This is a genomic window from Allomuricauda sp. XS_ASV26, from assembly GCF_041224615.1.
GTDB lineage: Bacteria > Bacteroidota > Bacteroidia > Flavobacteriales > Flavobacteriaceae > Flagellimonas > Flagellimonas alginolytica.
Map to the genome: position 1 here is coordinate 576,740 of NZ_JBGFGK010000033.1, position 23,600 is coordinate 600,339.

The following is a 23,600-nucleotide window of genomic DNA, read 5'->3' on the forward strand; positions in this document are numbered from 1 at the left end:
AAAAGCCCCGAAAATTTCAGGGCACGCATTTAGGTTAATTCAATATTGAACTGTGTCAGTTCCTTAAACTGTTGTAAGCGGGCATTTACCTCGCTTTTATGTAAATCCACCATGCGCTCGGTGCCAAATTTCTCCACACAGAACGATGCTAAATTGGAGCCATGTATAATGGCGTTCTTCATACTTTCAAATGATATGTTGCCTACCTCTGTCAAGTACCCCACAAATCCACCGGCGAAAGTGTCGCCGGCACCGGTAGGATCAAATACTTCTTCCAATGGCAATGCGGGCGCAAAGAAAATATTTTCCTTGTGGAACAAAAGTGCTCCATGCTCCCCTTTTTTAATGACGACGTATTTAGGCCCCATCTTTTGAATTTTTTCGGCCGCTTTCACCAAGGAATATTCCTCGGTCATTTGTCTGGCCTCCTCATCATTAATAGTGATAACATCTATTTCAGAAATTACCTTCATCAAATCGTCCCAACTATTGTCCATCCAAAAGTTCATGGTATCCAAAACTATGAGTTTTGGTCGTTTTTCCATTTGATTGATTACACTTAGCTGGATGTTGGGGTGAAGATTACCGAGCATTACTATGTCCGCGTCGGTAAAGTTGCTCGGTACTACGGGATTAAAATCGGCCAGAGTATTTAGTTCTGTGGCCAAGGTATCTCGAGAGTTTAGGTCGTTATGGTATTTTCCTTCCCAGAAAAAAGTTTTGCCTCCTTTTACCACTTCAACACCGGATAGGTCGATGTTCTTGTTTATAAAAATGTCCATGTAGGACTGTGGAAAGTCGTCTCCGACGACAGAAACAATTGCGGAGTCTATTTTGTATTGTGATGCTGCCAAACCTATAAATGTGCCGGCACCACCCAATATTCTTCCTGTTTTTCCGAACGGAGTTTCAATAGCGTCGAAGGCCATGGTCCCCACGATCAGTAATTTGCCCATTACCTAAATTTTGCTGCAAATATACGGTTTGATATTCCATATTGGAATCATTAACAAAGGATTTAAGAAAAACAGAGAATAAATGAGGGGTTAAACTCAAGTTCAAGCGAAAACTTAATAAAGGCGTGCCGTCTAATATTACTGGTATCTGCTTTCTATTTTCTGCCAAAATCAGCAGGTATTTCCCCCCAGGCCTTGGTCTCCCATTTAACTATTGGGGTGTTGAACCGATTTTTTTTGAGCCATTCTTCGGCACGTGCAATAAGCTCAAAAAGCTGTGTATTTTTCTCGGTTTTGTTCAGTTTGGTTCCACATTTTTTCTTTCTTACCCACCCAATTGCAATTCTGGAATCGGAATAGAGGATACGTTCACTTTTTTGTTGTTTTAAAAACGCCAATCCATGGACCAACGCCAAAAACTCACCTACATTACTAGTACCCTGTTCAAAAGGGCCTTGGTGAAAAAGGACTCTTTTACTTTTGGTATCCACACCGCGGTATTCCATTTTTCCCGGGTTGCCGCTGGAGGCCGCATCCACCGCTATAGAATTATAATTGGGATTCCCGATTTTAAGCAGTTCCTCTGGAGTAAGTTCGCTTTTGCCCTTGGATTTACCCTTGAAATCCGCATAATTGCCGTTGTAGGCTTTTTTGGCCTCTTCGAACGTAGCAAAGGATTTGTATTGTGCTCCTTTAATGCCATCTATTTGCGCCTTACAATCGGCCCAAGACTCGAAAATTCCGGGATGTTTTCCTTTCCAAACCACATAAAACTTTTTTTTCTTGGCCATTAGGACAGTAGTTTTTTGATCACTTTAGGGAAATGCTCGTATTCCAACTGGTGTACCTTTTGAGCTATGGTTTCTGGGGTGTCCGTGGGTTCGATCATGGTCTTGGCCTGAAATATGATGGCACCTTCGTCGTAATTTTCGTTGACATAATGTATGGTTATGCCGGTTTCGCTTTCATTGTTGTCCTTAACGGCCTTGTGTACCCTGTCGCCGTACATGCCCTTTCCGCCATAATCGGGCAAAAGGGCAGGATGTATGTTTACGATTTTATTTGGATACGCCTCAACAAGGTTTTCCGGTATTTTCCAAAGGAAGCCGGCTAGTACCACAAGATCCGTCTGTAGACCGTGTAAAAGATCCACTATAGCACCGGAACCCTTAAAAGCTGGCCCGTTAAAATAGAAAGCGGGCACGCCGAGGCGGTCGCAGCGCTCCAGTACTTTTGCCGAATTTTTATTGGTAAGTACCGCCGCAACCGTGATCGCAGGGTCTTTGCGAAAAAAGGATATGATATTTTCTGCATTGGACCCACTGCCCGATGCAAAGATTACAATTCGTTTCATTCGTTAGGAATTGATATGATTTTGGACTAAATTACGTCGGCTAAAGTAAGATACACTGATGTAAGATGTTTAATTTGAATCACATTTTATCGTCAAATAGTGTATTTAATCCAAAGTTTTATATTTTTGCCAACGATTTAAATTTTTAAAACCACAATAATTATGTCAGACATTGCATCAAGAGTAAAGGCTATCATCGTTGATAAACTAGGTGTAGATGAAAATGAAGTAGTTGCAGAAGCTAGCTTTACCAACGACTTAGGAGCGGATTCCTTGGACACTGTTGAACTTATCATGGAGTTTGAGAAAGAATTTGATATTCAGATACCAGATGACCAAGCAGAAAACATCGCCACTGTAGGTCAGGCCATTAGCTATATAGAAGAAGCTAAGTAATTATATGATATATCGCTAAAGATTATAAATTATCCATGTGATTGTTGTCACATGGATAATTTTTTTTATAATTTACGTCTAAAGGGTAAAAAAATAGTTCAATGCAGTTAAAGCGAGTTGTGGTTACCGGAATGGGAGCGTTAACGCCCATTGGTAATAATTTGGAAGCTTATTGGGAAGGACTACGAACCGGAAAAAGCGGTTCTGCCCCCATTACATACTTCGATACCGAAAAATTTAAAACAAAGTTTGCTTGCGAGCTTAAAGGGTACGATCCTTCGGATTTTTTTGATAGGAAGGAAGCTAGAAAACTAGATAGGTTTGCCCAATATGCTCTGGTTTCATCGGATGAGGCCATAGCAGACTCTGGAATAGACTTGGACGTTGTGGACAAGTTTAGGGTTGGTGTAGTATGGGGCGCGGGAATCGGAGGTTTGGAAACTTTTCAGAACGAGGTGATCAGCTATGCCAATGGCGATGGAACACCACGTTTTAATCCGTTCTTTATTCCAAAAATGATTGCGGATATAGCACCTGGGAACATATCCATTAAACATGGATTTATGGGACCAAACTATACCACTGTCTCTGCATGTGCCTCTTCGGCCAATGCCATGATCGATGCGCTCAACTACATTAGATTGGGTCATTGCGATGTTATTGTGACCGGTGGTAGCGAAGCCGCTGTAACTATTGCAGGTATGGGCGGATTTAATGCCATGCATGCACTATCTACCCGAAACGAAAGCCCCGAAACTGCTTCTCGACCTTTTGATGCCACAAGAGATGGTTTTGTACTGGGAGAAGGAGCAGGTGCGCTAATATTGGAAGAATATGAGCACGCCAAAGCAAGGGGGGCTAAAATATATGCCGAAGTTTTGGGTGGAGGTCTTTCCAGTGATGCCCACCACATGACGGCTCCACACCCAGAAGGTATTGGAGTGGTAAAGGTAATGGAAAACTGTTTGCAAAACGCTGGGCTTAAACCAGAAGATGTAGATGCCATAAATACACATGGTACCTCAACCCCACTTGGTGATGTTGCCGAATTAAAGGCCATTAGCAAAGTATTTGGTGATCACGCCAAAAACATCAACATTAATTCAACCAAATCCATGACTGGCCATTTGTTGGGAGCGGCAGGAGCCATTGAGGCCATTGCCTCCATTTTGGCCATGGAGCATAATTTGGTGCCACCGACCATAAACCACAGTGAAGTGGATGATCAGATAGATCCATCGCTCAACTTGACCTTGAACAAGGCACAAGAGCGCGAAGTAAAGGTCGCCATGAGCAACACCTTTGGATTTGGAGGACACAATGCTTGTATTTTATTTAAAAAAATAGGGTAGTTTTGTAACATGAAACTCACTTCCAAAATATTCAATTCCCATCCTGACTCGGATGGGGATTTTTTTTTGGGTATGAAAAGGATCCTTGGTTTCAAGCCCAAAAACTTGGAGCTCTATAAAACAGCGTTCCTTCATAGGTCCATGAACAAAAAGGACGAAAAAGGGAATCCTGTAAACTACGAGCGCCTCGAATTTTTGGGAGATTCAATGCTGGGGACCATCATTTCAAAACATTTGTACAACCAAGTACCGGAAGGGGACGAGGGATATCTCACCAAAATGCGTTCCAAGGTAGTGAGCCGTAAGCACCTGAACGAGCTTGGTAAAGACCTTGGATTGCTGGATTTTGTGGAAAGTAGGATTCCGAAAGCACATTTTGGGGAGAATATTCATGGTAATGTCTTTGAAGCACTTGTGGGTGCGATCTACTTGGATAAAGGCTACATGTATTGTGAAAAATTCATAAATGAAAGAGTAATAGAGCCCTATGTGGATATTGAACAGCTCGAGGGTAAAGTGATCAGCTATAAGAGTTTGGTGATAGAATGGTGCCAAAAAGAAAAAAAGACATTCAATTATCACGTATATGAGGACACAGGAAACGACGAGTTAAAACATTTTGCTGTAAAACTTACCATTGGTGATAGAATGTTGGCAAAAGCACGGGCAACCTCCAAGAAAAAAGCAGAGGAAAAAGCCTCAAAACGAGCATATTTCGCTCTGCAGAGCAAGATTGAAAACCAGTAACTTTAAATAATAGTTAACTCTAACGTTTTCGTTTACTTAATAGAAGTATTGTCCTGTAGAAAACTGGACATGCATTAAGATTAAGCCTTATATTTACGGTTCGTGTTATGGGAAATTTGACAACGCACAGGATATCTGCAGATTTATATGACGACAATTTTTCCCTTATTGCCATACACAGCAATTTGGAGGACTACTCCATTACATATGCAATAAATTCCGCTTGCGGACTCAAATTAAAACGCATGAAGAAAGACCTATGTCTCGATGGTCACATGTCGTTCTCGCTGTTCGATTGGGACGATGAACTGAACGATGTATACTGGACCCTGATCTCCAATAAATGTGAAGTAAGGGAGGAAACACCTTCTTTAGGTTTGTTCGAGAACAATGTAATCACGCGGACCGATCATTTGATCAAAGAAAAGAAGGAAGTGGATTATTTTTTGAAGGTAGATGCTGAGAATGAAGATCTATATTCCCAAAAAATCAAGTTCATAAATAAGATATCCAAGGTTATCACAGCATATCCATTGGACACGCATAATTTGAAATCAAAAAGAAATTTAATCTTTTAACAATGCCAACTACTAAGAAAACGAAAATTGTAGCAACCCTCGGGCCAGCTACCAGTAAAAAGGAAACCCTAAGGGAAATGATATTGGCCGGAGTAGATGTTTTCAGGATAAACTTTTCCCACGCCGCATATGAAGATGTAGCTGAGAGGATCAAAATAATCAGGGAACTTAACGAAGAGTTGGAAATTAACACCGCCATACTTGCCGATTTACAAGGACCCAAACTAAGAGTGGGCGTAATGGGAGGAGAGGCCATAGTTTCTCCGGGCGATGAAGTAACTTTTGTAACCGGAGAACCTTTTGAGGGAACGGCAGAACGAGTTTACATGAATTACCAGAACTTCCCAAAAGACGTAAAGGCCGGTGAGCGAATTCTTCTGGACGATGGTAAACTTATATTCGAGGTAAAGTCCACCAATGGAGAAAACGAAGTGGTAGCCAAAGTAATACAGGGCGGGCCGCTAAAATCCAAAAAAGGAGTCAACCTCCCCAATACCAATATTTCTTTACCGGCATTGACCAAGAAAGATATCAAAGATGCCATTTTTGCTATCGGTCAAGAAGTAGATTGGATTGCACTCTCATTTGTTCGTCATGCCCAGGACATATACGATCTTCATAATTTGATCAAGGAACACACCGAGCATAAAATTCCTGTAATCTCAAAAATTGAAAAACCAGAAGCACTGGAAAACATCGAGGAAATCGTAAAAGCATCCGACGGTCTTATGGTGGCCCGTGGCGATTTGGGTGTGGAGGTGCCGGCACAAGAGGTTCCACTGATTCAGAAACAACTGGTATTGAGTGCCAAAAAGGGTAGAATCCCCGTGATCATAGCCACCCAGATGATGGAAACCATGATTACCAGTTTAACACCTACCCGCGCCGAAGTAAACGATGTGGCCAACTCAGTTATGGACGGTGCCGATGCCGTAATGCTTTCTGGAGAAACATCGGTAGGCAACTATCCTGTCCAAGTAATTGAGAAAATGTCGAGCATTGTCACGAGCGTAGAAGGGTCCAATTTGATCAAAGTGCCTCAAAATCCACCACATATCCGTACCAAAAGGTACATCACCAAATCAGTTTGTTATCACGCCGCTTTAATGGCCAACGAGATATCGGCAAAAGCCATATCCACCTTGACCAACAGCGGATATACCGCATTCCAGATTTCGGCATGGCGACCAGCGGCACATATTCTCGTATTTACATCGAACAAAAGGATTTTGACCCAGCTTAATCTTCTCTGGGGCGTTAAAGCTTTTTATTATGATAAGTTCGTTTCCACGGATCAAACCATAGAAGACGTTAACCAAATTGCCTGTAAAAAAGGATTTTTGGAAGTTGGGGACATGTTGGTGAGTTTGGCTGCAATGCCGATCAAGGAAAAGGGAATGGTAAATACCCTACGGGTAACCGAAATCGAGACATGTAATTTCTAGAAAGAAGTTATATACCAAAAATAAAAAGGTGTGCTCTGCAAAGCACACCTTTTTATTTTAGTGGCTTTAGGTGTCACTGTGATGTAAGTATGAACCACTAAATGGGACTAAATAGCGGGTATAGAAGTAATTGATCAATGAAACACGAATACAAAGATTCCAGGTTAGGTGCTATATTAGGGTTTACGGATGATATTAAAAAAGAGGAAAGATATTTTTCCGAAACTTCCAAGACCATAAAATTTTTGTGGAACAGAAATGGCAGTCCCTTGACCATTCAAATTGATGGACTGGACCTGGAACTGTTGCCAAACCAAATTATTACGGTAACCTATCTACAACACGTTTCTTATAGCAAGGCCCAATTGCCTATAACAGGGATTCTTTTTAACCGGGAGTTTTATTGTATTTCTGATCATGATAGCGAGGTTTCCTGTAATGGAATTTTGTTTTTTGGCACTCAGGATATACCGGTAATAACTATTGGCAAAGAACAATTGAACAAGTTCAACCTATTGCACGATATGTTCATCGAAGAATTTTCGACTCCGGACAATATTCAGGGAGATATGCTCCAAATGCTGCTTAAAAGGTTGATAATTATGAGTACGCGATTGGCGAAGGAACAGTTGATCGTAAAAACTTTGGGGAATGACCAAATCGATACCATCAGAAGATTCAATTTTTTGGTGGACATGCATTACAAAACAAAGCGAAAAGTGAGCGAGTATGCCGAACTGTTGCACAAATCTCCCAAAACCCTCTCCAACCTATTCTCGATTTACAACCAAAAGTCCCCCCAACAGATTATTTTGGATAGAATTGCGTTGGAAGCCAAAAGACTTATCAACTTTACCGATAAGCAAAATCAGGAAATAGCGTACGAACTTGGTTTTAACGACCCGGCACACTTTAGTCGTTTCTTTAAAAAAATGACCCAGATGACCCCTTCCGAATACCGAGAAAACCTGCTTTTGGTAGCCTAAGGGAAAAATTGTCAAGCCGTCGGGAAATTGCTCCTAACACCCACCCTCCTTTCCGAAGCATCTTTGCACTGTAATTAAAAAACAGACAAGAGATGAATATCACGGAAAAATCAATTTTTAATCTCATCGAGATTTTTAGAACAACACCAAAAACCGCGGTGCAAACTGTAAGAGCTTCAGAACACTGTGAGCAAAAGTACCATCACGATTTTTACTGTGATGTAGAAAAACCCTTTGTACAGACCTATTAATCCTTTTATAAAATTCATTTTAAAATTTACAATTATGAGCACAATCAATGTACCTAAAAGAGAAGAAGTAAGTACGGCCAATCAGGCCATTTTTGACAACTTGGAGAAAGCAGTAGGCTTTGTTCCGAACCTTTTCGCGACCTATGCCCACTCAGAAAATGCTTTGGGCAATTATTTAGCACTTTCCAATGCGAAGACCTCTTTGAAGGCCAAAGAGAAAGAAGTGGTAAATTTGGCAGTTAGTCAAGTAAACCATTGTATTTACTGTTTGTCCGCTCACACTGCCATTGGTAAAATGAACGGTTTTACCGACGAGCAAATCCTTGAATTAAGAGCGGGCAAGGCATCTTTTGATGAAAAATTGGACGCTTTGGCACGTTTGGCCAAAAATATTACCGAGAACAGAGGTGCAACAGATGCCCAAGTAGTGGATAATTTCTTTGCGGCCGGATGGACCAAAGAAAACTTGATCGACACTATTGTATTGGTAGGCGACAAAACCATATCCAACTATATACACAGTACAACTAAAGTACCTGTAGATTTCCCTGAGGCCCAGCCTTTGGAGACGGTAGGCGCATAATAGCGACTACAACCTAACAAATCCTATTATTTTTAATAGGAGAATGTCACAACGAGCGTAGCCAATATGTTTTGTCCATTGACAGCATAACGTGTTCTTGACTGCGCTCGAACTGACATTTTTTGCTTTTAGATAAGCTCAGTATCCTTAAAAAGCGCTGGGGCAATGCTCCTTGCCATAAAAATGGGCCAATCGTTTTTAAAAAGGTGGCTCTCCGTTACGGCACTTTCGTATAGCATATAAATGCCACCCGAGATTTTTTCGGTTTCCGCCTTGGACAAGTTGGAGATATTGTCGCCAACTATTTCGCCCAAATACAATAGCAGCTCTTTTTTTTGTTGTTGGATTACGGCCAATATGGCCGTTTGGTCCGGAGAAAGTTCTCCAAGTGTATTAATGCCCCAACAACCCTGAAAATCCTCATCCAGATACATATCGCGTAGCAGGTCAAAAATGGCCAGTAGCTTTGGTCGGCCCGTATTCCTTTGCTCAACATAGTTTTTTAACCGAGCAATAAAAGCGTTGTGCCGTTGTTTTAAATACGCCTTGCAAATTTCCTCTTTGGATTTAAAATGACTGTAAAGCGTCGCTTTTGCAATGCCACATTTTGATATGATCTCGTTGATGCCGGTAGAATTGTAACCTTGCGAATAAAAAAGGTTGCCCGCCGAAGTTATGATATGTTCGTGCAATTCGCTTCGCTGCATAGAAAAATGGTGTAATAGTGTTTAAAGTGTGGGCTGTTGGTACAAAGTAATAAAGAAATATTGGGTCGGGCAATTAAACCCCTATCAAGTACACCTTTATACCTATGGACACTAACGGTTAAAAGAACGTATCTTCAAGAAAATTATTTTTCGCCTATAGGTTAATCGCCTAGAATAGTGTTTGTTGGAAACAATTTCCTATCTTGTTGCAACTAGTATTATCAATCAAAACAATTAAAACACTATCAAGATGAAAAAATTACTTCTAGCCTGTTTTATCGGGCTTTTGTCCTTTGCCGTTGGATTTGGCCAAGGATTTCAATTTAAAGCCGATGACATTAACATCGATTACAAAAAGTACACATTGAGCAATGGTCTTACCCTTTTGGTCTATGAGGACCACAAAGCACCTATTGCGGCGGTCAACGTTTGGTATCATGTTGGGTCGAAGAATGAAAAACCAGGAAAAAGTGGTTTTGCCCATTTATTCGAGCACTTAATGTTCAACGGGAGCGAAAATTACAATACCGACTATTTTCAAGCCTTGGAGAGTATCGGGGGAACCGATCTTAACGGAACAACCAATAACGATCGCACCAACTATTTTCAGAATGTACCTGTATCCGCATTAGATCAAGTACTGTTTTTGGAGTCCGATAGAATGGGCCACTTATTGGGAGCTATTGATCAAGCAAAACTCGACGAGCAACGAGGAGTGGTACAGAACGAGAAGCGGCAAGGTGAAAACCAGCCTTACGGTATGCAGTGGGATTATTTGACCAAGGCCATGTACCCTAAAGGTCATCCGTATTCCTGGACGGTTATTGGAGAAATGGAAGATTTGAACGCAGCTTCCTTGGAAGATGTGCAGGAATGGTTTAAATCCTACTATGGCGCGGCCAATGCCGTTGTTGCCGTGGCAGGGGATGTGGATGCCGAGGAAGTGCATCAGAAGGTAATCAAGTATTTTGGGGATATCCCTTCAGGACCCACGGTGGAACGACAAGAGATCAATATTCCCAATAAAATTTTTGATTCTCGTCAGGTATACGAGGATCGTGTTCCCGAAACAAGAGTGCTCTTTGCATGGAATACACCGCCATTTGGTGTTAAGGAGGACCTCCATTTTGATTTGATTTCCGCTATTCTTAGCAATGGGAAGAATTCACGATTGTACCAAAAGTTTATCTATAAGGACCAATCTGCAAGTGCAGCAGTGTCTTTCCAAGCCTCCAGCGAAATTGCGAGCCAGTTTATTACTTGGTTAAACGTAAAGCAGGGTGAAGACCCATCCAAATTGGAGAGGGAACTTGAGGCGGAAATCCAGAGATTTATCGAAGAAGGCCCTACCGCAGAAGAACTCAAAAGAGTTAAAGCAAACTACTTTGCCAACTTTATTAAAGGGTTGGAACGTATAGGAGGTTTTGGGGGTGTATCGGATATTCTTGCTTCCAATCAAACCTATCATGGGGATGCTTCCTACTACAAAACCCAATTGAAATTTGTTGAAGATGCCACTGCGGAAGATTTAAGAAAAACGGCCCAAAAATGGCTTTCCAAAGGAAAACATATTTTGGTCTGTAACCCATTTCCAGAGTACGATATTGTGCAATCGTCCGTGGACAGAAGTAAATTGCCGGAACTTGGTGCGCCGAAAAGTTCAAAATTTCCAGATCTCCAGCGCGCGCAACTTTCCAATGGACTCAATGTGGTACTCGCACAGCGCAAAGGCGTTCCGACCGTGGTAATCAATTTGGTCGCCGATGCCGGTTACAAAACGGATTATTTGGCCAGTCCAGGAACGGCAATGTTGGCCATGAACTTGATGGATGAAGGAACCAAGGACAAAACTTCTTTGGAAATAAACGAACAGCTTCAGTTGTTGGGGGCTTCCTTGAGCACATTTTCCAGTCAGGATGAATCCAATGTTTATATGAGCACCCTTAAACCAAGCTTGGATGCAAGTTTGGACCTGTTTTTGGATGTGGTCCTCAACCCTGTATTTCCAGAGAAGGAATTTGAACGACTTCAAAAAGAACAAATAAACAATATAAAACAAGAAAAATCCCAACCCATAACCATGGCACTTCGTGTAATGAACAAGTACCTTTATGGAGAGGACCACCCATACAGCAGTCCCTATACGGGAACTGGATACGAGGATACCGTTTCAAAATTGACACGGGAAGACGTGGTCGATTTTTACAATACATGGTTTAAGCCCAATAATGCCACCTTGATCGTTACGGGAGATGTAGAGATGGGAGAGCTCAAATCCAAGTTGGAAAAGAAATTGGGCAAATGGAAGAGCGGTAATGTTCCCACAATTGCATTTAATGCGCCAAAAACCAATTCCAAGAATACATTGTATTTAATGAACCGTCCCGAATCCCAACAATCCGTGATCTTGGCCGGTCATCTTACCGAAAAATATGGCGATGTCTCCGAAATCGCTTTGGAGCAAATGGTAAGTATTCTTGGAGGAGATTTTACATCGCGGATCAATATGAATTTAAGGGAGGACAAGCATTGGTCCTACGGCGCCGGAGGATTTGTTATGGGTTCCAAAGAAGCACGGCCGTTTATTGTATATGCTCCGGTTCAAACCGATAAAACGGCAGAGTCCGTTACCGAAATCAGAAAAGAGATCTCTGAGTTTACATCGACCAGACCGGCAACTAGCGAAGAGCTGGAAAAAGTAAAGACCAATCAAGTTTTGAAACTCCCTGGACAGTGGGAAACCAATAGTTCCGTGAACAGCTCGGTAAGAAACTTGGTCAGGTATAATTTACCGGACGATTATTATCAAAAATATGATCAAAACGTGAGAAACCTTTCCGTGGACGATGTTAGAAAGGTGAGCAACCAAGTAGTGCAGCCCGAAAAAGTGAATTGGTTCATGGTTGGTGATAGAGCTGAGATCATTACAAAATTGGATGAACTCGGTTTTGATAACATCATAGAAATAGACGCCGATGGCAACCCCATAAAGCCTGCAGTAAAGCCAATGGAAACCGATATAAAAAACTAAATTGTAGAGGGCTGTCCAAGAAGCTTTTTATGTCAACCTGAACTTGTTTCAGGTTCTCATAATCCTTTTAGAATTTCATGATGAGATTCCGAAACTAGTTCGGAATGACGGACAACTAAAAAGTATTTTTAAACAACTTCTCCTTTTTAAAAATCAAATTTGAGTTGAACAAGCACGGATTCTTTTTCCGTGCTTTGTTTTTCTTTTTCCGTGTTGAGGTTGGCGAGTGAAATACCCAGTAACCGAACGGAGTTTTCCAAAGGAGACTGGTACAAAAGTTCCTTGGCGGTATCCAGGATCAAATCTTTGCTGCCAATATAGTAGGGCAGTGTTTTGCTGCGTGTTTGCAGGGTAAAGTCGCTGTACTTAATTTTTAAAGTAATTGTTTTTCCGGCTATTTTGGATTTTTGTAGCCTTCTTACCAGCTCAGCGGCAATATTCTCTAATTTTTCCAGCATAAAAATCTCACTGCTTAAATTTTCAAAAAAAGTACGTTCGGCACCTACCGACTTTGGAGTTCGATGTGGTTTTACACTGCTTAAATGAATGCCCCGGACCACTTTGTAATAATGCGCTCCACTTTTTCCGAAGTGCTGCTCTAAAAACTCTAACGATTTTGATTTTAGGTCAGATCCAGTAAAAATGCCAAGGCGGTACATTTTTTCGGCGGTAACTTTGCCCACTCCATAGAATTTACGAATATCCAAGTTTTCCAAGAATTCGATTACTTCCTCCGGATTCACTGTTTTTTGTCCATTGGGTTTGTTGTAATCGCTTGCCACTTTGGCGATAAATTTGTTTATGGATATTCCGGCCGATGCTGTTAAACCAGTTTTGTCAAGAATTTTTTGGCGTATTTCTTTGGCGATCAAAGTGGCAGAGGGATTTCCCTTTTTGTTCTCTGTTACGTCCAGATAGGCCTCGTCCAGCGACAGGGGTTCCACCAAGTCGGTATATTCAAAAAAAATACTGCGGATCTGCATGGAAACTTCCTTGTAGCGATCAAAACGGGGCTTTACAAAAATGAGGTTGGGGCAATTTCTGCGGGCAATGGCACCGGCCATGGCACTACGCACCCCAAATTTACGGGCTTCGTAGCTTGCAGCCGAAACTACTCCTCGTTTGGACCCTCCGCCCACGGCAATAGGCTTCCCCTTGAGTTCAGGGTTATCATGCTGTTCAACGGAAGCATAAAATGCATCCATATCCACATGAATTATTTTTCTTAGGGGAAAATTAAAGTCCATTTTCAAATTTAGGGTATATTTAGTTTGATGGAACATTTGGAAATAGAACGAAAATTTTTAGTAAAGTCGGATGGGTATAAACAGAAAGCTATCTCCCAAAACCGGATTGTACAGGGCTTTTTGAATACGGATCCGGATAGAACTGTTAGGGTTCGAATAAAAGGAGAAAAAGGTTTTTTGACCGTTAAAGGAGCCAGCAACGCATCGGGAACCACCCGTTTTGAATGGGAAACAGAAATCTCTGTATCCGAAGCTACAAATCTAATAGACCTGTGCGAATCTGGGATTTTGGAAAAAATAAGGTTCGAAGTGCCTTTTGGTGATCAAATATTTGAAGTTGACGAGTTTTTGGGCGAGAACAAGGGCCTTGTATTGGCAGAAGTGGAACTTAAGCACGAAGAGGAACGTTTTGAAAGACCGGAATGGTTAGGAGAGGAAGTCACAGGTAGAATCAAGTATTATAATTCACAACTAAGCAAAAAACCGTATAAGGTGTGGTAGCAAAACCTAGGAAATCCACTGTAATTATAAATCTACTGATCATAATCAGTGGTGTTATGGCCATGGTTATGGAATATTCGGAATATCTATCGGTATATCGATTGTTAAAGCCGCTTACTACGATTTTGGTGATAGCATTACTGGTCTGTATTTCAAAAGCAAACTGGTCCATATTTAGAAAAATTGTTGTTCTAGCTATGTCCTTTTGCTTGTTGGGCGATATAGTCTTACTATTTCCGGAATACTTTGTGTTCGGCCTTGCCTCTTTTTTGGTGGCACACCTGCTATTTATTTGGGGATTTGTACATATAAATGGATTTCAGCGCAATTTGAGTTCGTTAGTACTGTTTTTAGGCACTGGGGGGCTAATTTTTTATTGGCTGTGGCCGGGACTTGGCGATTTTTTGGTTCCGGTCGCGATTTATATTTTGGTAATCTGCACTATGGCATGGCAGGGAATAGGTCTTTATTTAAAACATAAGCGGAAGGAATTTGGTTGGATCGCAGTAGCGGTACTATGTTTTATGTTCTCCGATACCATGATCGCCATCTCCAAGTTCAAGACAGCCTTTGCTTATTCGGGAATCGTTGTGCTCAGTAGCTATTGGCTAAGTATTGGTCTGATTGCAAATGCTGCCAGAAGCCTCGTTTTAAGACCGTCAGAATAATTGGCTCGTTGCCAATTGAACTTAAGCAGCTTTTTCTGTTGTTGGATTTAGTTTATGGTTGATAGTTTTTTGCTCTGACCACTTTTTTTTGTTGATTACACTGATCAAAGGAAAAGTGAATCCAACGCCTAAAAATAAAGCGGCCATCAAAAATATATTAAACGGATTTACAAAGAAGGATCCACTGTTCAATGTTGCAAGAATCAACATGGTGGAAAGTGGGAACGAAAGAGCTAGAATGGTTACCCCAAAATCACTATTGAAAGTTTTGCTTTTTGTTTTTTTATCCATCTCCATTCCATCGACAGTTGCAATATGGGCATAGGGCCAAAAACTACAGGCACTAAGACCAAAGGCCAATGTTAACAAGATTTCGTTTTGCGCGTTAATCCCTGTTATGGCCACAAAAAGTCCAGAAATCAACAATACCAATCCTGCCCGGGCGCACAATAAGGAAAATATTTGAAAAAACTGTTTTCTCTTGATCTTTACCGCCAAACCTATAAACAATAATACCAAAGGAGTCATGATCAAACTGAGTTTTTCGAGTGTTTCACTCATAAAAAACGGAAGCGAGTCCATAGTTAGACCAAAGACCAGTAATACCAAAGCAGCACCGATAAATATATTGACCGGTTCGGAAACCATTGCTTTGATCAAGGGCATTAATCGGGTTCCGCCATTTTTTTCTTTGCTGGATTGTTGGCCATAATGCCAGTTCATAGCAACGAGATATAAAAAAAAGAGCACAAAAATCTTATTGCCCAGATCGGACATCGCCGCTTTTGCCAAATAGGATTCTCCCAAAAATTCCACAATAAAGGGAAAAGCGGACAAACCAGGTGCCAATGAGGGAATCAGTAACTTAGCTGTTCTATACTCCGAAGTTCCTTTGCCAATGCCCAATGGGGGTAAAATAACGGACATGGAAAAGAACAGCAAAACGTTAAGGCCAAGGGCCAATAAGGGCAATATTAAAAGCGGCAGTTCCACCCTGACTCCCAACAACGCAATAAATATGGTTGCCGGCAGTGCAAGGTTTAGAATCACTTTTTTTATTCCAGTAATTTCTTCTTTGGATTTAAATTTAGCTTTGAGCAAGATTCCAATAAAGATGAAAAAAAGGAATACTATGGTTTTTTGAATTCCAATATCCACTATACCAACACTTTATTGAGTGCACTGGTGAAAGTTTTCATTTCTTCCATGGTGCCCATACTTACTCGGCACCAGTTTTGATCCATAAATTGAAATGCTCGAACGCCCACCTTTAACTCGGTCATTTGTTCAAGGAACGGTTTGCCCTCCATTTGAATAGGAAAAATTATGAAACTAGTGGAAGAAGGCACATAAGAATCTATTCCCAATTGTTTTAGACTTGAGTACACATACTCCCTGCATTCGGCATTTAGGGTTCGTGATTTATCTATAAAATCCGCATCATCCATGGCAGCAATCGCCCCATATACGGAGGGCAGCGTAATTCCCATTCCGCCTCGGGTTATCTTTTTCAACCTGTCCAAGGTTTCTTCAAGAGCTACGATATAGCCTACCCGAAGTCCTGCCATACCATGTATTTTGGAAAATGTCCTTGCGATTATAACATTTTTTCCTTGGTTTATTAAGGACACCATACTTTTTTTGGCACCATCTTCCAAGAACCATAAATAGGCTTCATCTACAAAAATGGGTACTTTTTCCGATACGCGTGAACAAAAGTCAACCAACTCTTCATGATCGGTCATAGAACCGGTGGGGTTGTTCGGGTTACAGATATAGACCAGTTTTGTTTGGTCGTCGATAGCTTCTTCCATTGCTTTGAGGTCGTGGGACCAATCCTCTTTTAGTGGAACAGGTTTCCAAGTTGCTCCCACGGATTCGGCCACTCTGATCAAGGACATATAAGAAGGATCGGCGGAAACAACATTGCCACCATCTTTAAAAAAAACCATGGCAGTCTTTTCCAAAAGGTCGGACGACCCTGGCCCCATCATAATGTTTTTGCTCTCAACTTTTTCAAAGTCCGCTATTTTGTCGACCAACTGAAATAGTTCTTTCCAAGCATATCTGTTACCGCCGGAAACGGAGTTTTTAAATGCCTCCATGGCCATTGGAGATGGCCCGTATGGATTTTCGTTTGCATTTAACTTTGCAGCCAATTCTGGCATTAAATCTTCAGGTTTTGGTAAATATTCTTTAAAGAACGGACTATATATTGCGTTTCCTTCGGCATCCAAGGTCAATGGAGCTTTAGGAGTTTCGGCCAATCCCATATATGGCAAAGCCATTGCCCCACCTGCTGTGAGAACGCTTTTTCTTATCCAATCGCGTCTGTTGATGTTAGTTGTAGTTCCCATTGGTTATTTAGTTTTTAGAAGAAATTAAAATTATATGATCAATTCACTAAAATCAACGATAAAAACACAAAAAACAGGGGTTTAAAGAGGTGTTATCTCAATAAATAAGCTTAAAATTTAAAAAAAGAGCAATATTATTGCCGTTAAACAGGGCATTTTTGAAGATAATTCAACGTAAGAATACCTCGCAAGTTGTTTATGATAATGTGGTCCAGAAGTTCTTTGATGCTAAACTCGTTGAAGAGATTTTCTTTGGAATAAACAATGTCTTCCATGCGGGACAGAAATAATGTACAAACCAGTTCTAGATTGACATTAGGCCTTATTTGTTCCAATATTTGAGCCTTTTGCAAAAGAGGATGTACCATGTTCCAAACAATCTCTTTTTTAAGCTCAATATACTTTTGATAGGCTTCGGGATAGTATTTGTTCAGGCCTCTTAAAAAAGAAGGGTTGAGGTTTTGATATACCATCAACCCTTTTTTGTATATGTAGATTATAGTGGTAAGGGGCTCTTCCTTATTCGGGTTTTCTGATATGTATTTTTCAATGTCTGTACGGATATCATTCAAAAAATACGCTAAGCTTTCAGAGACCAGCTTTTCCTTACTGCTAAAATGCTTGTAGAGTGTTTTTTTTGAAATTCCTAGCTCGGAGGCCAATTCATCCATAGAGAATCGTTTGCTCCCAAATCGGGTAAAGTTCTCGATAGCGTGGGCCAATATTTCGATTTTATCACTCAAAATAAACTATTTCCAGCCTCCGCCCAGTGCCCTGTACAATTCCACAATAGCACTTAACTGTGCATATTGTGAATCAACATAGTTGAGTTCGGAGTTCAATGCATTTTGTCTTGCGGTCAACACTTCTAAATAATTGGCCAAACCATTGTTCAACAATTCTTCGGAATAAGTTTCGGCCGTTGCGTATGCTTCGAGTTCTTTGGCCCGTGCCTCCAACTTTTGGCTTTCCGCATTATAGGTATATAGGGCATCACTGACCTCTCTTCCGGCCGTTAACAGGGCTTGTTTGTAAGCAAGCAAAGCTTGTTCTTGTTGTGCTTTGGCCACTTCCATTTGGGTACGTAGTTTTCTGCCATTAAAGATCGGCTGGGTCAACGAGCCTACAAGATTTGAAAATAGCGAACTGGCATCCAACCAATTATCAAACTCCAAACTCTGAAAACCACCGGTAGCGGATAGGCTTAACGAAGGATAAAGACTGCTCTTGGCTACATTGGTAAGTTCAAAAGCATTGATAAGACCGTATTCCGCCTGCATCACATCTGGTCGATTGGCAAGTAACAGGTATGGGACCCCGGTACTTAGATCTGTATCGATGGATTGATTGTCCAAATTGCCTCTTTCAATTTTTTGCGGTCCTTCGCCCAAAAGAATGCTAAAAGCATTTTCCAACAATTTAATGTTGTTCTCCAAGTCGATCACAATGATCTCGGTGGTGTGTACTTGAGCTTTGGTTTGCTTTACGGCGACTTCCGTAACCTGTCCTGCATCTTTTAGGGCCATGGTGGTCTCCAGGCTCTTTTTTCGGGCGTCCAAAGTCTGTTTGGCCACTTCCAATTGTTTGTCCAAGGCCATAAGTTGGAAATACGTGGTCGCAATTCCCGCAATCAAATTGGTCTTTACAGCTTGGTGGGCAGAAACACTTTGTAAGTAAGATGCCCCGGCAGCCCGTTTGTTACTTCTGATCTTACCCCAAACATCGGCCTCCCAAGAAAGGGTACCCGAGAGTTCGTACTGCTCCAGAGGTCTGGTAAAAAAACTTCCAAACTGACTGTTCTCGGAGTTTTTTGTCCTAGTAAAGCTTGTTGTGCCGGACAGGGTCGGGTAATAACCGGCCTTGCCCTGTTTTACATAAGCTTCTGCGGCCACAACATTTTGAAGCGCAATTCGGATATCAAGATTATTTTCCAATCCTTGCTCAATATAAGCCGCAAGCTGTTTGTCCTTGAACAGATCTCTCCAAGAAACATCTGCCATTGAGATGCTATCCTGTGGCAAATTGTCGGTCCTGTAAAGACTTTCGGTCTCAAGTTCTGGTCTACTGTAGTTTTTTGCCACAAAACAAGATTGCAATAGCAGAGGTACTGCAAGTAGCAAAAACAATTTATATGAAGGTTTAATTTTCATGGATTATAATCTTTGTTGGTTCAAAGGATGATTAGGCATTGTTCTGATTTTGAGATGCTTCGGGCTTGCCTGAAAAACGCTCCTGTATGGCTTGGAATATTACAAACAGGACAGGAATCACAAATACACCCAGAATGGTTCCCACAAGCATGCCACCTACAGCACTTACACCGATTGAACGGTTTCCGATGGCACCAATTCCTGAAGATAGTGCCAATGGCAAAAGACCAAAGATGAATGCAAAGGAGGTCATTAAGATTGGACGTAACCTTGCTCTGGCCCCTTCGGCGGCGGCATCATAAAGCGATAATCCCGACTTTCTTCTTTGCAGGGCAAATTCTACGATCAAAATGGCATTTTTAGCCAAGAGACCTATGAGCATGATCAGTGCAATCTGGAAATAAATATTGTTTTCCAAACCGGCCAAATTCACAAATAAAATGGCTCCTGCAATACCAAATGGCAACGATAGCAATATGGAAAGCGGCAAAATATAACTTTCGTACTGAGCACTCAATAAGAAGTACACGAACACCAAGCTCAAAATAAAAATGATTATGGTCTGGCTGCCCGCACTGTTCTCCTCTTTGGTAAGGCCGGAATACTCGAAAGTATAGTTGTTGGGCAATACTTGTGCGGCAACTTCTTCAATTGCGGTAATCGCATCACCGGTACTGTAACCAGGGTTCATGGCACCATTGACTTTAACCGAGTTCAAAAGGTTGAACCTGCTTACAATCTCGGGGCCGTATATTTTCTTTAAGGAAACAAATTGAGATACGGGAACAGATTCACCGTTTGCATTGCTGACAAATATGTGGTTAAGGCTCTTTTCGTCCGCCCTGTCTTCCGGCCTGGCCTGAATCATTACTCGATACTGTTTACCGAACTTATTAAAGTCTGTGGTGTACAGTCCCCCATAATAGCCTTGCATTGCATTGAATATATCGGTAACGGCCAAACCTGCCAACTTGGTTTTTTCTACGTCCACCTGTAACTCATACTGAGGAAAATTTGGGTTGAACGAAGTAATGGCATACTGGACTTCCGGTCTTGCATTCAAGGCAGCTAAAAACTCGTTGGTAGTTTTACCTATGGATTGCCAATCTTCTGCATCGGTGTTCTGTAAGTTTAGTTCAAAACCGGCCGAGTTACCGAATCCCCTTACCGCTGGCGGGGTAAAGAAGAAAATACGAGCATCTTTTAATCCTGCTGTTTTTGCAAATAATTGCCCAATGGTAGCCTCAACGGTTTGTGAAGGTTCTGTTCTGTTTTCCCAATCTTGTAATCGAATTACGGAGAATCCGTAGGAACCACCGTTAACACTGTTTAGGATACTAAAACCGGTTATGTTCATACGGGCTTTAATAATTCCCATGGATTCGTATATGGAATCCAGTTTCTTAACGGTTTTTTGGGTTTCCTCCAAAGTTGTTCCGGGCGGCATGGTAACATCTGCAAAGATGATTCCTTTGTCCTCGTTGGGGATAAACCCGGAAGGCGTGGTTCTGAAGAGGAAAAAAACAACTATACCTGTGCCTACTAAAAGAGCCAAGGTTACCCACTTTCTTTTGACCAACGTACCAATGGTGTTGGTATACTTATTGGTCATTGCCGTAAAACCAATATTGAAAGCTTTGAAGAAACGGGCAATTAAGTTTGATTTTTTACCTTTTTCATGCTCGTGCGGTTTTAAAAACAGGGCCGCTAGTGCAGGACTCAGTGTTAAGGCGTTTATGGCAGAAATTAAAATGGCAACGGCCAATGTAATACCGAACTGTTGATAAAACACACCGGAAGACCCACCTATAAAGGATACCGGGATAAATACGGCGGACATTACCAAGGTGATGGAGATAATGGCCCCGGAAATCTCGGACATAGCCGTTTTGGTGGCCACTTTTGCATTTTGTGCACCTTCTTCCATTTTGGCGTGTACCGCCTCCACCACTACAATGGCATCATCCACCACAATACCAATGGCTAGGATCATGGCAAACAGAGTAAGCATGTTTATGGAGTACCCGAACAACTGTAGAAAGAAAAAGGTACCTACAATGGCCACGGGAACGGCGATCGCAGGAATTAATGTCGATCTAAAGTCCTGAAGGAACAGGAACACCACAATAAACACTAAAATAAATGCTTCTACCAAGGTTTGCACTACATGGTCTATGGAAGCATCAAGGAAGTCTTTTGAATTGAACGGGATAACATAATCCAAGCCTTTTGGGAAGTTAGCTTTTGATTCTTCCAGAATAGCCTCGATGTTTTCAATGATCTCGTTGGCGTTGGATCCCGAAGTTTGGAAAATACCCACTGCAGTTCCGGGGTTGCCCATACCTTCGTTCTTGGTTCCGTAATTAAAAGCGCCAAGTTCTATTTCAGCTACATCCTTCAGACGTAAAAACTGGCCATTTTCCTCGGCTCTTATAATTATGTTCTCATATTCTGCTTCTTCTGCTAACCGTCCTTTGTATTTTAGGACATACTCATATACACCGTCGGCATTTTCGCCGATCTTACCGGTAGCCGCCTCAAGGTTCTGCTCTCGCAAAGCCGCTTGAATGTCGGATGGCATCAGGTTAAATGCGGACATCTTTTCTGGGTCCAACCAAATACGCATGGAGTAATCCTTGGAACCGAACACGGTAACATTTCCAACCCCTTCAATACGTTGAAGTTTGGGAACTATATTTATTCTTGCGTAGTTCTCTACAAAGGTTGCATCGTAATTTTCGTTCTCCGAGAATAAAGAGAAGAACATAAGGGCACTGGTCTGTGACTTTTGGGTAATTACCCCTGTTTGTACCACAGCCTGTGGCAGTACACTATTGGCTCGGGCCACTCGGTTCTGCACGTTTACCGCGGCAATATCGGGGTTTGTGCCCAACTTAAAGAATACATTGATTGTGGCGTTACCGTCGTTACTGGCATTGGAGGTCATGTAGAGCATGTCTTCCACACCGTTGATTTGTTCCTCCAAAGGAACCACCACACTTTTGAGCACGGTTTCCGCATTGGCACCGGTGTAGGTACTTGTTACCTGAACGGTCGGCGGAGCAATTTCTGGATATTCTTCTACCGCTAGGCTACTTAAACCTAAAAGACCGAGAATAACAATGATTATCGAAATCACCGTGGAGAGCACGGGCCGATCTATAAATCTTTGAAACATGGGTTATCTTTTACTTATGTGATGTGTTATTTAATTGGATTTATGGATTGTCCTTCCCTAAGTTTGGAAACACCTTCTACAACAATCGTGTTTCCGGGTTGTACACCTTGGGATACCAAATACTCCGAATCGGTCTGATCAATAATGTTGATTTTTTGTGATTTTACAGTGTTGTCATCTTGAAGTATATAGACCAATTTGTTCCCTTGTATATCTACTGTGGCCATTTTGGGGACAACCATAACATCTTTTTGAGGAGAAGGTACCTTGATGGTTCCCGTACTTCCGGAACTCAATAAAAAGTTGGGATTGTTAAAATCTGCTCTTAGGGTAACACTTCCTGTAGTTGGATTGATGATATTGTTCACCATGGCAATCTTCCCTTTATGTGGATATGTTTCACCATTGATCATTACCAATTCCACCTCTGGAGAATTCTCCGAAGAAACCGAAGCACCACCTTTGGTCATTTTGCTCTTCATCTCCAAAAGTTGCTTTTCTGTCATGGAGAAATAAGCGCGTACCGTACTTATATCCGATACTACCGTTAATGGTTGTCCCATTGAACTGCTTACCAAGGCGCCCACTTTGTATGGAATCTCCCCAATATAACCGTTAACGGGACTAACAATATTGGAGTACCCAATGTTGGCTGCAATACTGCTATAGGTACTTTTTGCTTGTTCCAATTGAGCCTTGGCCGTTTTTAGTTGAACTTCGCTTATAATGTTCTTTTCAACCAACGGAACTAGCTTGTCCACTTCTACTTGGGCGACATTTACTGCTGCTTTGGCGGCTTGGGCATCTTGAGAAAGCGTCTGGGTTTCCAGTTTAAAAAGTAACTGGCCTTTTTTAACTTGTTGACCTTCTTCAACATAGATTTTTTGGACAAAACCGGAGACCTTTGGCCAAATTTCAACGTTTTGTTCCCCTTCTATATTGGTAGAGTAGGAGTTGTACAAGGTAATGTCCTGTTTCTTTAGGGTATTTACTTTTAGTGATGGCGCTTGAGGAGCAGTGGCTTGTTGCTCATTTTTACCACCACAGGAAGCAATAAAAGCAAGACTAATGGCAGATAGGCCTAATGCAATTTTTTTCATGTTTATTATTGTT

Annotated in this window: 22 protein-coding genes; 11 read left to right on the top strand and 11 right to left on the bottom strand. The window is 41.6% G+C overall.

The window, feature by feature from the left end:
• Positions 1-29: 29 nt before the first annotated feature.
• From AB9K32_RS14695 to AB9K32_RS14705, 3 genes are all read right to left on the bottom strand, one after another.
• Complete coding sequence (locus AB9K32_RS14695; protein WP_369885600.1) at positions 30-956, bottom strand: PfkB family carbohydrate kinase; 927 nt, start codon at positions 954-956, stop codon at positions 30-32.
• Between the two features lie 155 nt (positions 957-1,111).
• Positions 1,112-1,747 carry a viroplasmin family protein gene (locus tag AB9K32_RS14700; protein ID WP_369885601.1) on the bottom strand — a complete coding sequence of 212 codons (636 nt, stop codon included), beginning with the start codon at positions 1,745-1,747 and terminating at the stop codon, positions 1,112-1,114.
• Complete coding sequence (locus AB9K32_RS14705; protein ID WP_369885602.1) at positions 1,747-2,310, bottom strand: phosphoribosylglycinamide formyltransferase; 564 nt, start codon at positions 2,308-2,310, stop codon at positions 1,747-1,749. The genes AB9K32_RS14700 and AB9K32_RS14705 overlap by 1 nt, the downstream gene beginning before the upstream one ends.
• Before the next feature lie 162 nt (positions 2,311-2,472).
• Here AB9K32_RS14705 and AB9K32_RS14710 point away from each other — a divergent pair, with 162 nt between their 5' ends.
• The 8 genes from AB9K32_RS14710 to AB9K32_RS14745 all read left to right on the top strand — a co-directional run bounded on the left by AB9K32_RS14710 (position 2,473) and on the right by AB9K32_RS14745 (position 8,648).
• Positions 2,473-2,706, top strand: coding sequence for an acyl carrier protein (locus AB9K32_RS14710; protein WP_009778413.1), 234 nt, complete (start codon positions 2,473-2,475; stop codon positions 2,704-2,706).
• A 101-nt stretch (positions 2,707-2,807) separates the two neighbouring features.
• Positions 2,808-4,058: a beta-ketoacyl-ACP synthase II gene (gene fabF, locus AB9K32_RS14715; RefSeq protein ID WP_224836093.1), complete on the top strand. Its 1,251-nt coding sequence runs from the start codon at positions 2,808-2,810 to the stop codon at positions 4,056-4,058.
• Positions 4,059-4,067: 9 nt separating this feature from the next.
• Positions 4,068-4,805 carry a ribonuclease III gene (gene rnc / locus AB9K32_RS14720; RefSeq protein WP_252080870.1) on the top strand — a complete coding sequence of 246 codons (738 nt, stop codon included), beginning with the start codon at positions 4,068-4,070 and terminating at the stop codon, positions 4,803-4,805.
• 107 nt (positions 4,806-4,912) lie between these two features.
• Positions 4,913-5,383, top strand: a complete 471-nt coding sequence (locus AB9K32_RS14725; RefSeq protein WP_369885603.1) for an IPExxxVDY family protein — start codon at positions 4,913-4,915, stop codon at positions 5,381-5,383.
• Positions 5,384-5,385: 2 nt separating this feature from the next.
• On the top strand, positions 5,386-6,828 hold the full coding sequence (gene pyk, locus AB9K32_RS14730; protein WP_224836096.1) for a pyruvate kinase: 1,443 nt from the start codon (positions 5,386-5,388) through the stop codon (positions 6,826-6,828).
• Positions 6,829-6,965: 137 nt separating this feature from the next.
• Positions 6,966-7,814 carry a helix-turn-helix domain-containing protein gene (locus tag AB9K32_RS14735; protein ID WP_224836097.1) on the top strand — a complete coding sequence of 283 codons (849 nt, stop codon included), beginning with the start codon at positions 6,966-6,968 and terminating at the stop codon, positions 7,812-7,814.
• Positions 7,815-7,906: 92 nt separating this feature from the next.
• Positions 7,907-8,065 (top strand): hypothetical protein, encoded by a 159-nt coding sequence (locus AB9K32_RS14740; protein WP_252080869.1) that lies wholly within the window; start codon positions 7,907-7,909, stop codon positions 8,063-8,065.
• A 34-nt stretch (positions 8,066-8,099) separates the two neighbouring features.
• Positions 8,100-8,648, top strand: a complete 549-nt coding sequence (locus AB9K32_RS14745; protein ID WP_369885604.1) for a carboxymuconolactone decarboxylase family protein — start codon at positions 8,100-8,102, stop codon at positions 8,646-8,648.
• Positions 8,649-8,776: 128 nt separating this feature from the next.
• Here the strand turns inward: AB9K32_RS14745 and AB9K32_RS14750 are convergent, their stop codons facing one another.
• On the bottom strand, positions 8,777-9,355 hold the full coding sequence (locus AB9K32_RS14750) for a TetR/AcrR family transcriptional regulator (protein ID WP_369885605.1): 579 nt from the start codon (positions 9,353-9,355) through the stop codon (positions 8,777-8,779).
• Positions 9,356-9,605: 250 nt separating this feature from the next.
• Between AB9K32_RS14750 and AB9K32_RS14755 the strand changes: the two genes are divergently transcribed.
• The gene (locus AB9K32_RS14755; RefSeq protein ID WP_338197250.1) at positions 9,606-12,386 is read left to right on the top strand and encodes a pitrilysin family protein; all 2,781 of its coding nucleotides are present in this window, start codon (positions 9,606-9,608) and stop codon (positions 12,384-12,386) included.
• Positions 12,387-12,532: 146 nt separating this feature from the next.
• Here AB9K32_RS14755 and dinB read toward each other — a convergent pair whose 3' ends face one another.
• The gene (dinB, locus tag AB9K32_RS14760) at positions 12,533-13,633 is read right to left on the bottom strand and encodes a DNA polymerase IV (protein WP_369885606.1); all 1,101 of its coding nucleotides are present in this window, start codon (positions 13,631-13,633) and stop codon (positions 12,533-12,535) included.
• Positions 13,634-13,660: 27 nt separating this feature from the next.
• On the opposite strand from dinB, the gene AB9K32_RS14765 reads away from it, so the two are divergent.
• Together AB9K32_RS14765 and AB9K32_RS14770 are read left to right on the top strand one after the other, a co-directional pair.
• Positions 13,661-14,134 carry a CYTH domain-containing protein gene (locus tag AB9K32_RS14765; protein ID WP_224836102.1) on the top strand — a complete coding sequence of 158 codons (474 nt, stop codon included), beginning with the start codon at positions 13,661-13,663 and terminating at the stop codon, positions 14,132-14,134.
• Complete coding sequence (locus tag AB9K32_RS14770; RefSeq protein ID WP_369885607.1) at positions 14,128-14,802, top strand: lysoplasmalogenase; 675 nt, start codon at positions 14,128-14,130, stop codon at positions 14,800-14,802. The genes AB9K32_RS14765 and AB9K32_RS14770 overlap by 7 nt, the downstream gene beginning before the upstream one ends.
• A gap of 21 nt (positions 14,803-14,823) precedes the next feature.
• Here the strand turns inward: AB9K32_RS14770 and AB9K32_RS14775 are convergent, their stop codons facing one another.
• From AB9K32_RS14775 to AB9K32_RS14800, 6 genes are all read right to left on the bottom strand, one after another.
• Complete coding sequence (locus AB9K32_RS14775; protein ID WP_369885608.1) at positions 14,824-15,960, bottom strand: permease; 1,137 nt, start codon at positions 15,958-15,960, stop codon at positions 14,824-14,826.
• Positions 15,960-17,159 carry a histidinol-phosphate transaminase gene (locus tag AB9K32_RS14780; RefSeq protein ID WP_369885609.1) on the bottom strand — a complete coding sequence of 400 codons (1,200 nt, stop codon included), beginning with the start codon at positions 17,157-17,159 and terminating at the stop codon, positions 15,960-15,962. The genes AB9K32_RS14775 and AB9K32_RS14780 overlap by 1 nt, the downstream gene beginning before the upstream one ends.
• A 143-nt stretch (positions 17,160-17,302) precedes the next feature.
• The gene (locus AB9K32_RS14785; protein ID WP_224836106.1) at positions 17,303-17,902 is read right to left on the bottom strand and encodes a TetR/AcrR family transcriptional regulator; all 600 of its coding nucleotides are present in this window, start codon (positions 17,900-17,902) and stop codon (positions 17,303-17,305) included.
• A gap of 6 nt (positions 17,903-17,908) precedes the next feature.
• Positions 17,909-19,309, bottom strand: a complete 1,401-nt coding sequence (locus AB9K32_RS14790) for an efflux transporter outer membrane subunit (protein WP_369885610.1) — start codon at positions 19,307-19,309, stop codon at positions 17,909-17,911.
• 31 nt (positions 19,310-19,340) lie between these two features.
• Positions 19,341-22,487 (bottom strand): efflux RND transporter permease subunit, encoded by a 3,147-nt coding sequence (locus AB9K32_RS14795; RefSeq protein WP_369885611.1) that lies wholly within the window; start codon positions 22,485-22,487, stop codon positions 19,341-19,343.
• A 26-nt stretch (positions 22,488-22,513) separates the two neighbouring features.
• Positions 22,514-23,587, bottom strand: coding sequence for an efflux RND transporter periplasmic adaptor subunit (locus AB9K32_RS14800; RefSeq protein WP_369885612.1), 1,074 nt, complete (start codon positions 23,585-23,587; stop codon positions 22,514-22,516).
• Positions 23,588-23,600: the final 13 nt, after the last annotated feature.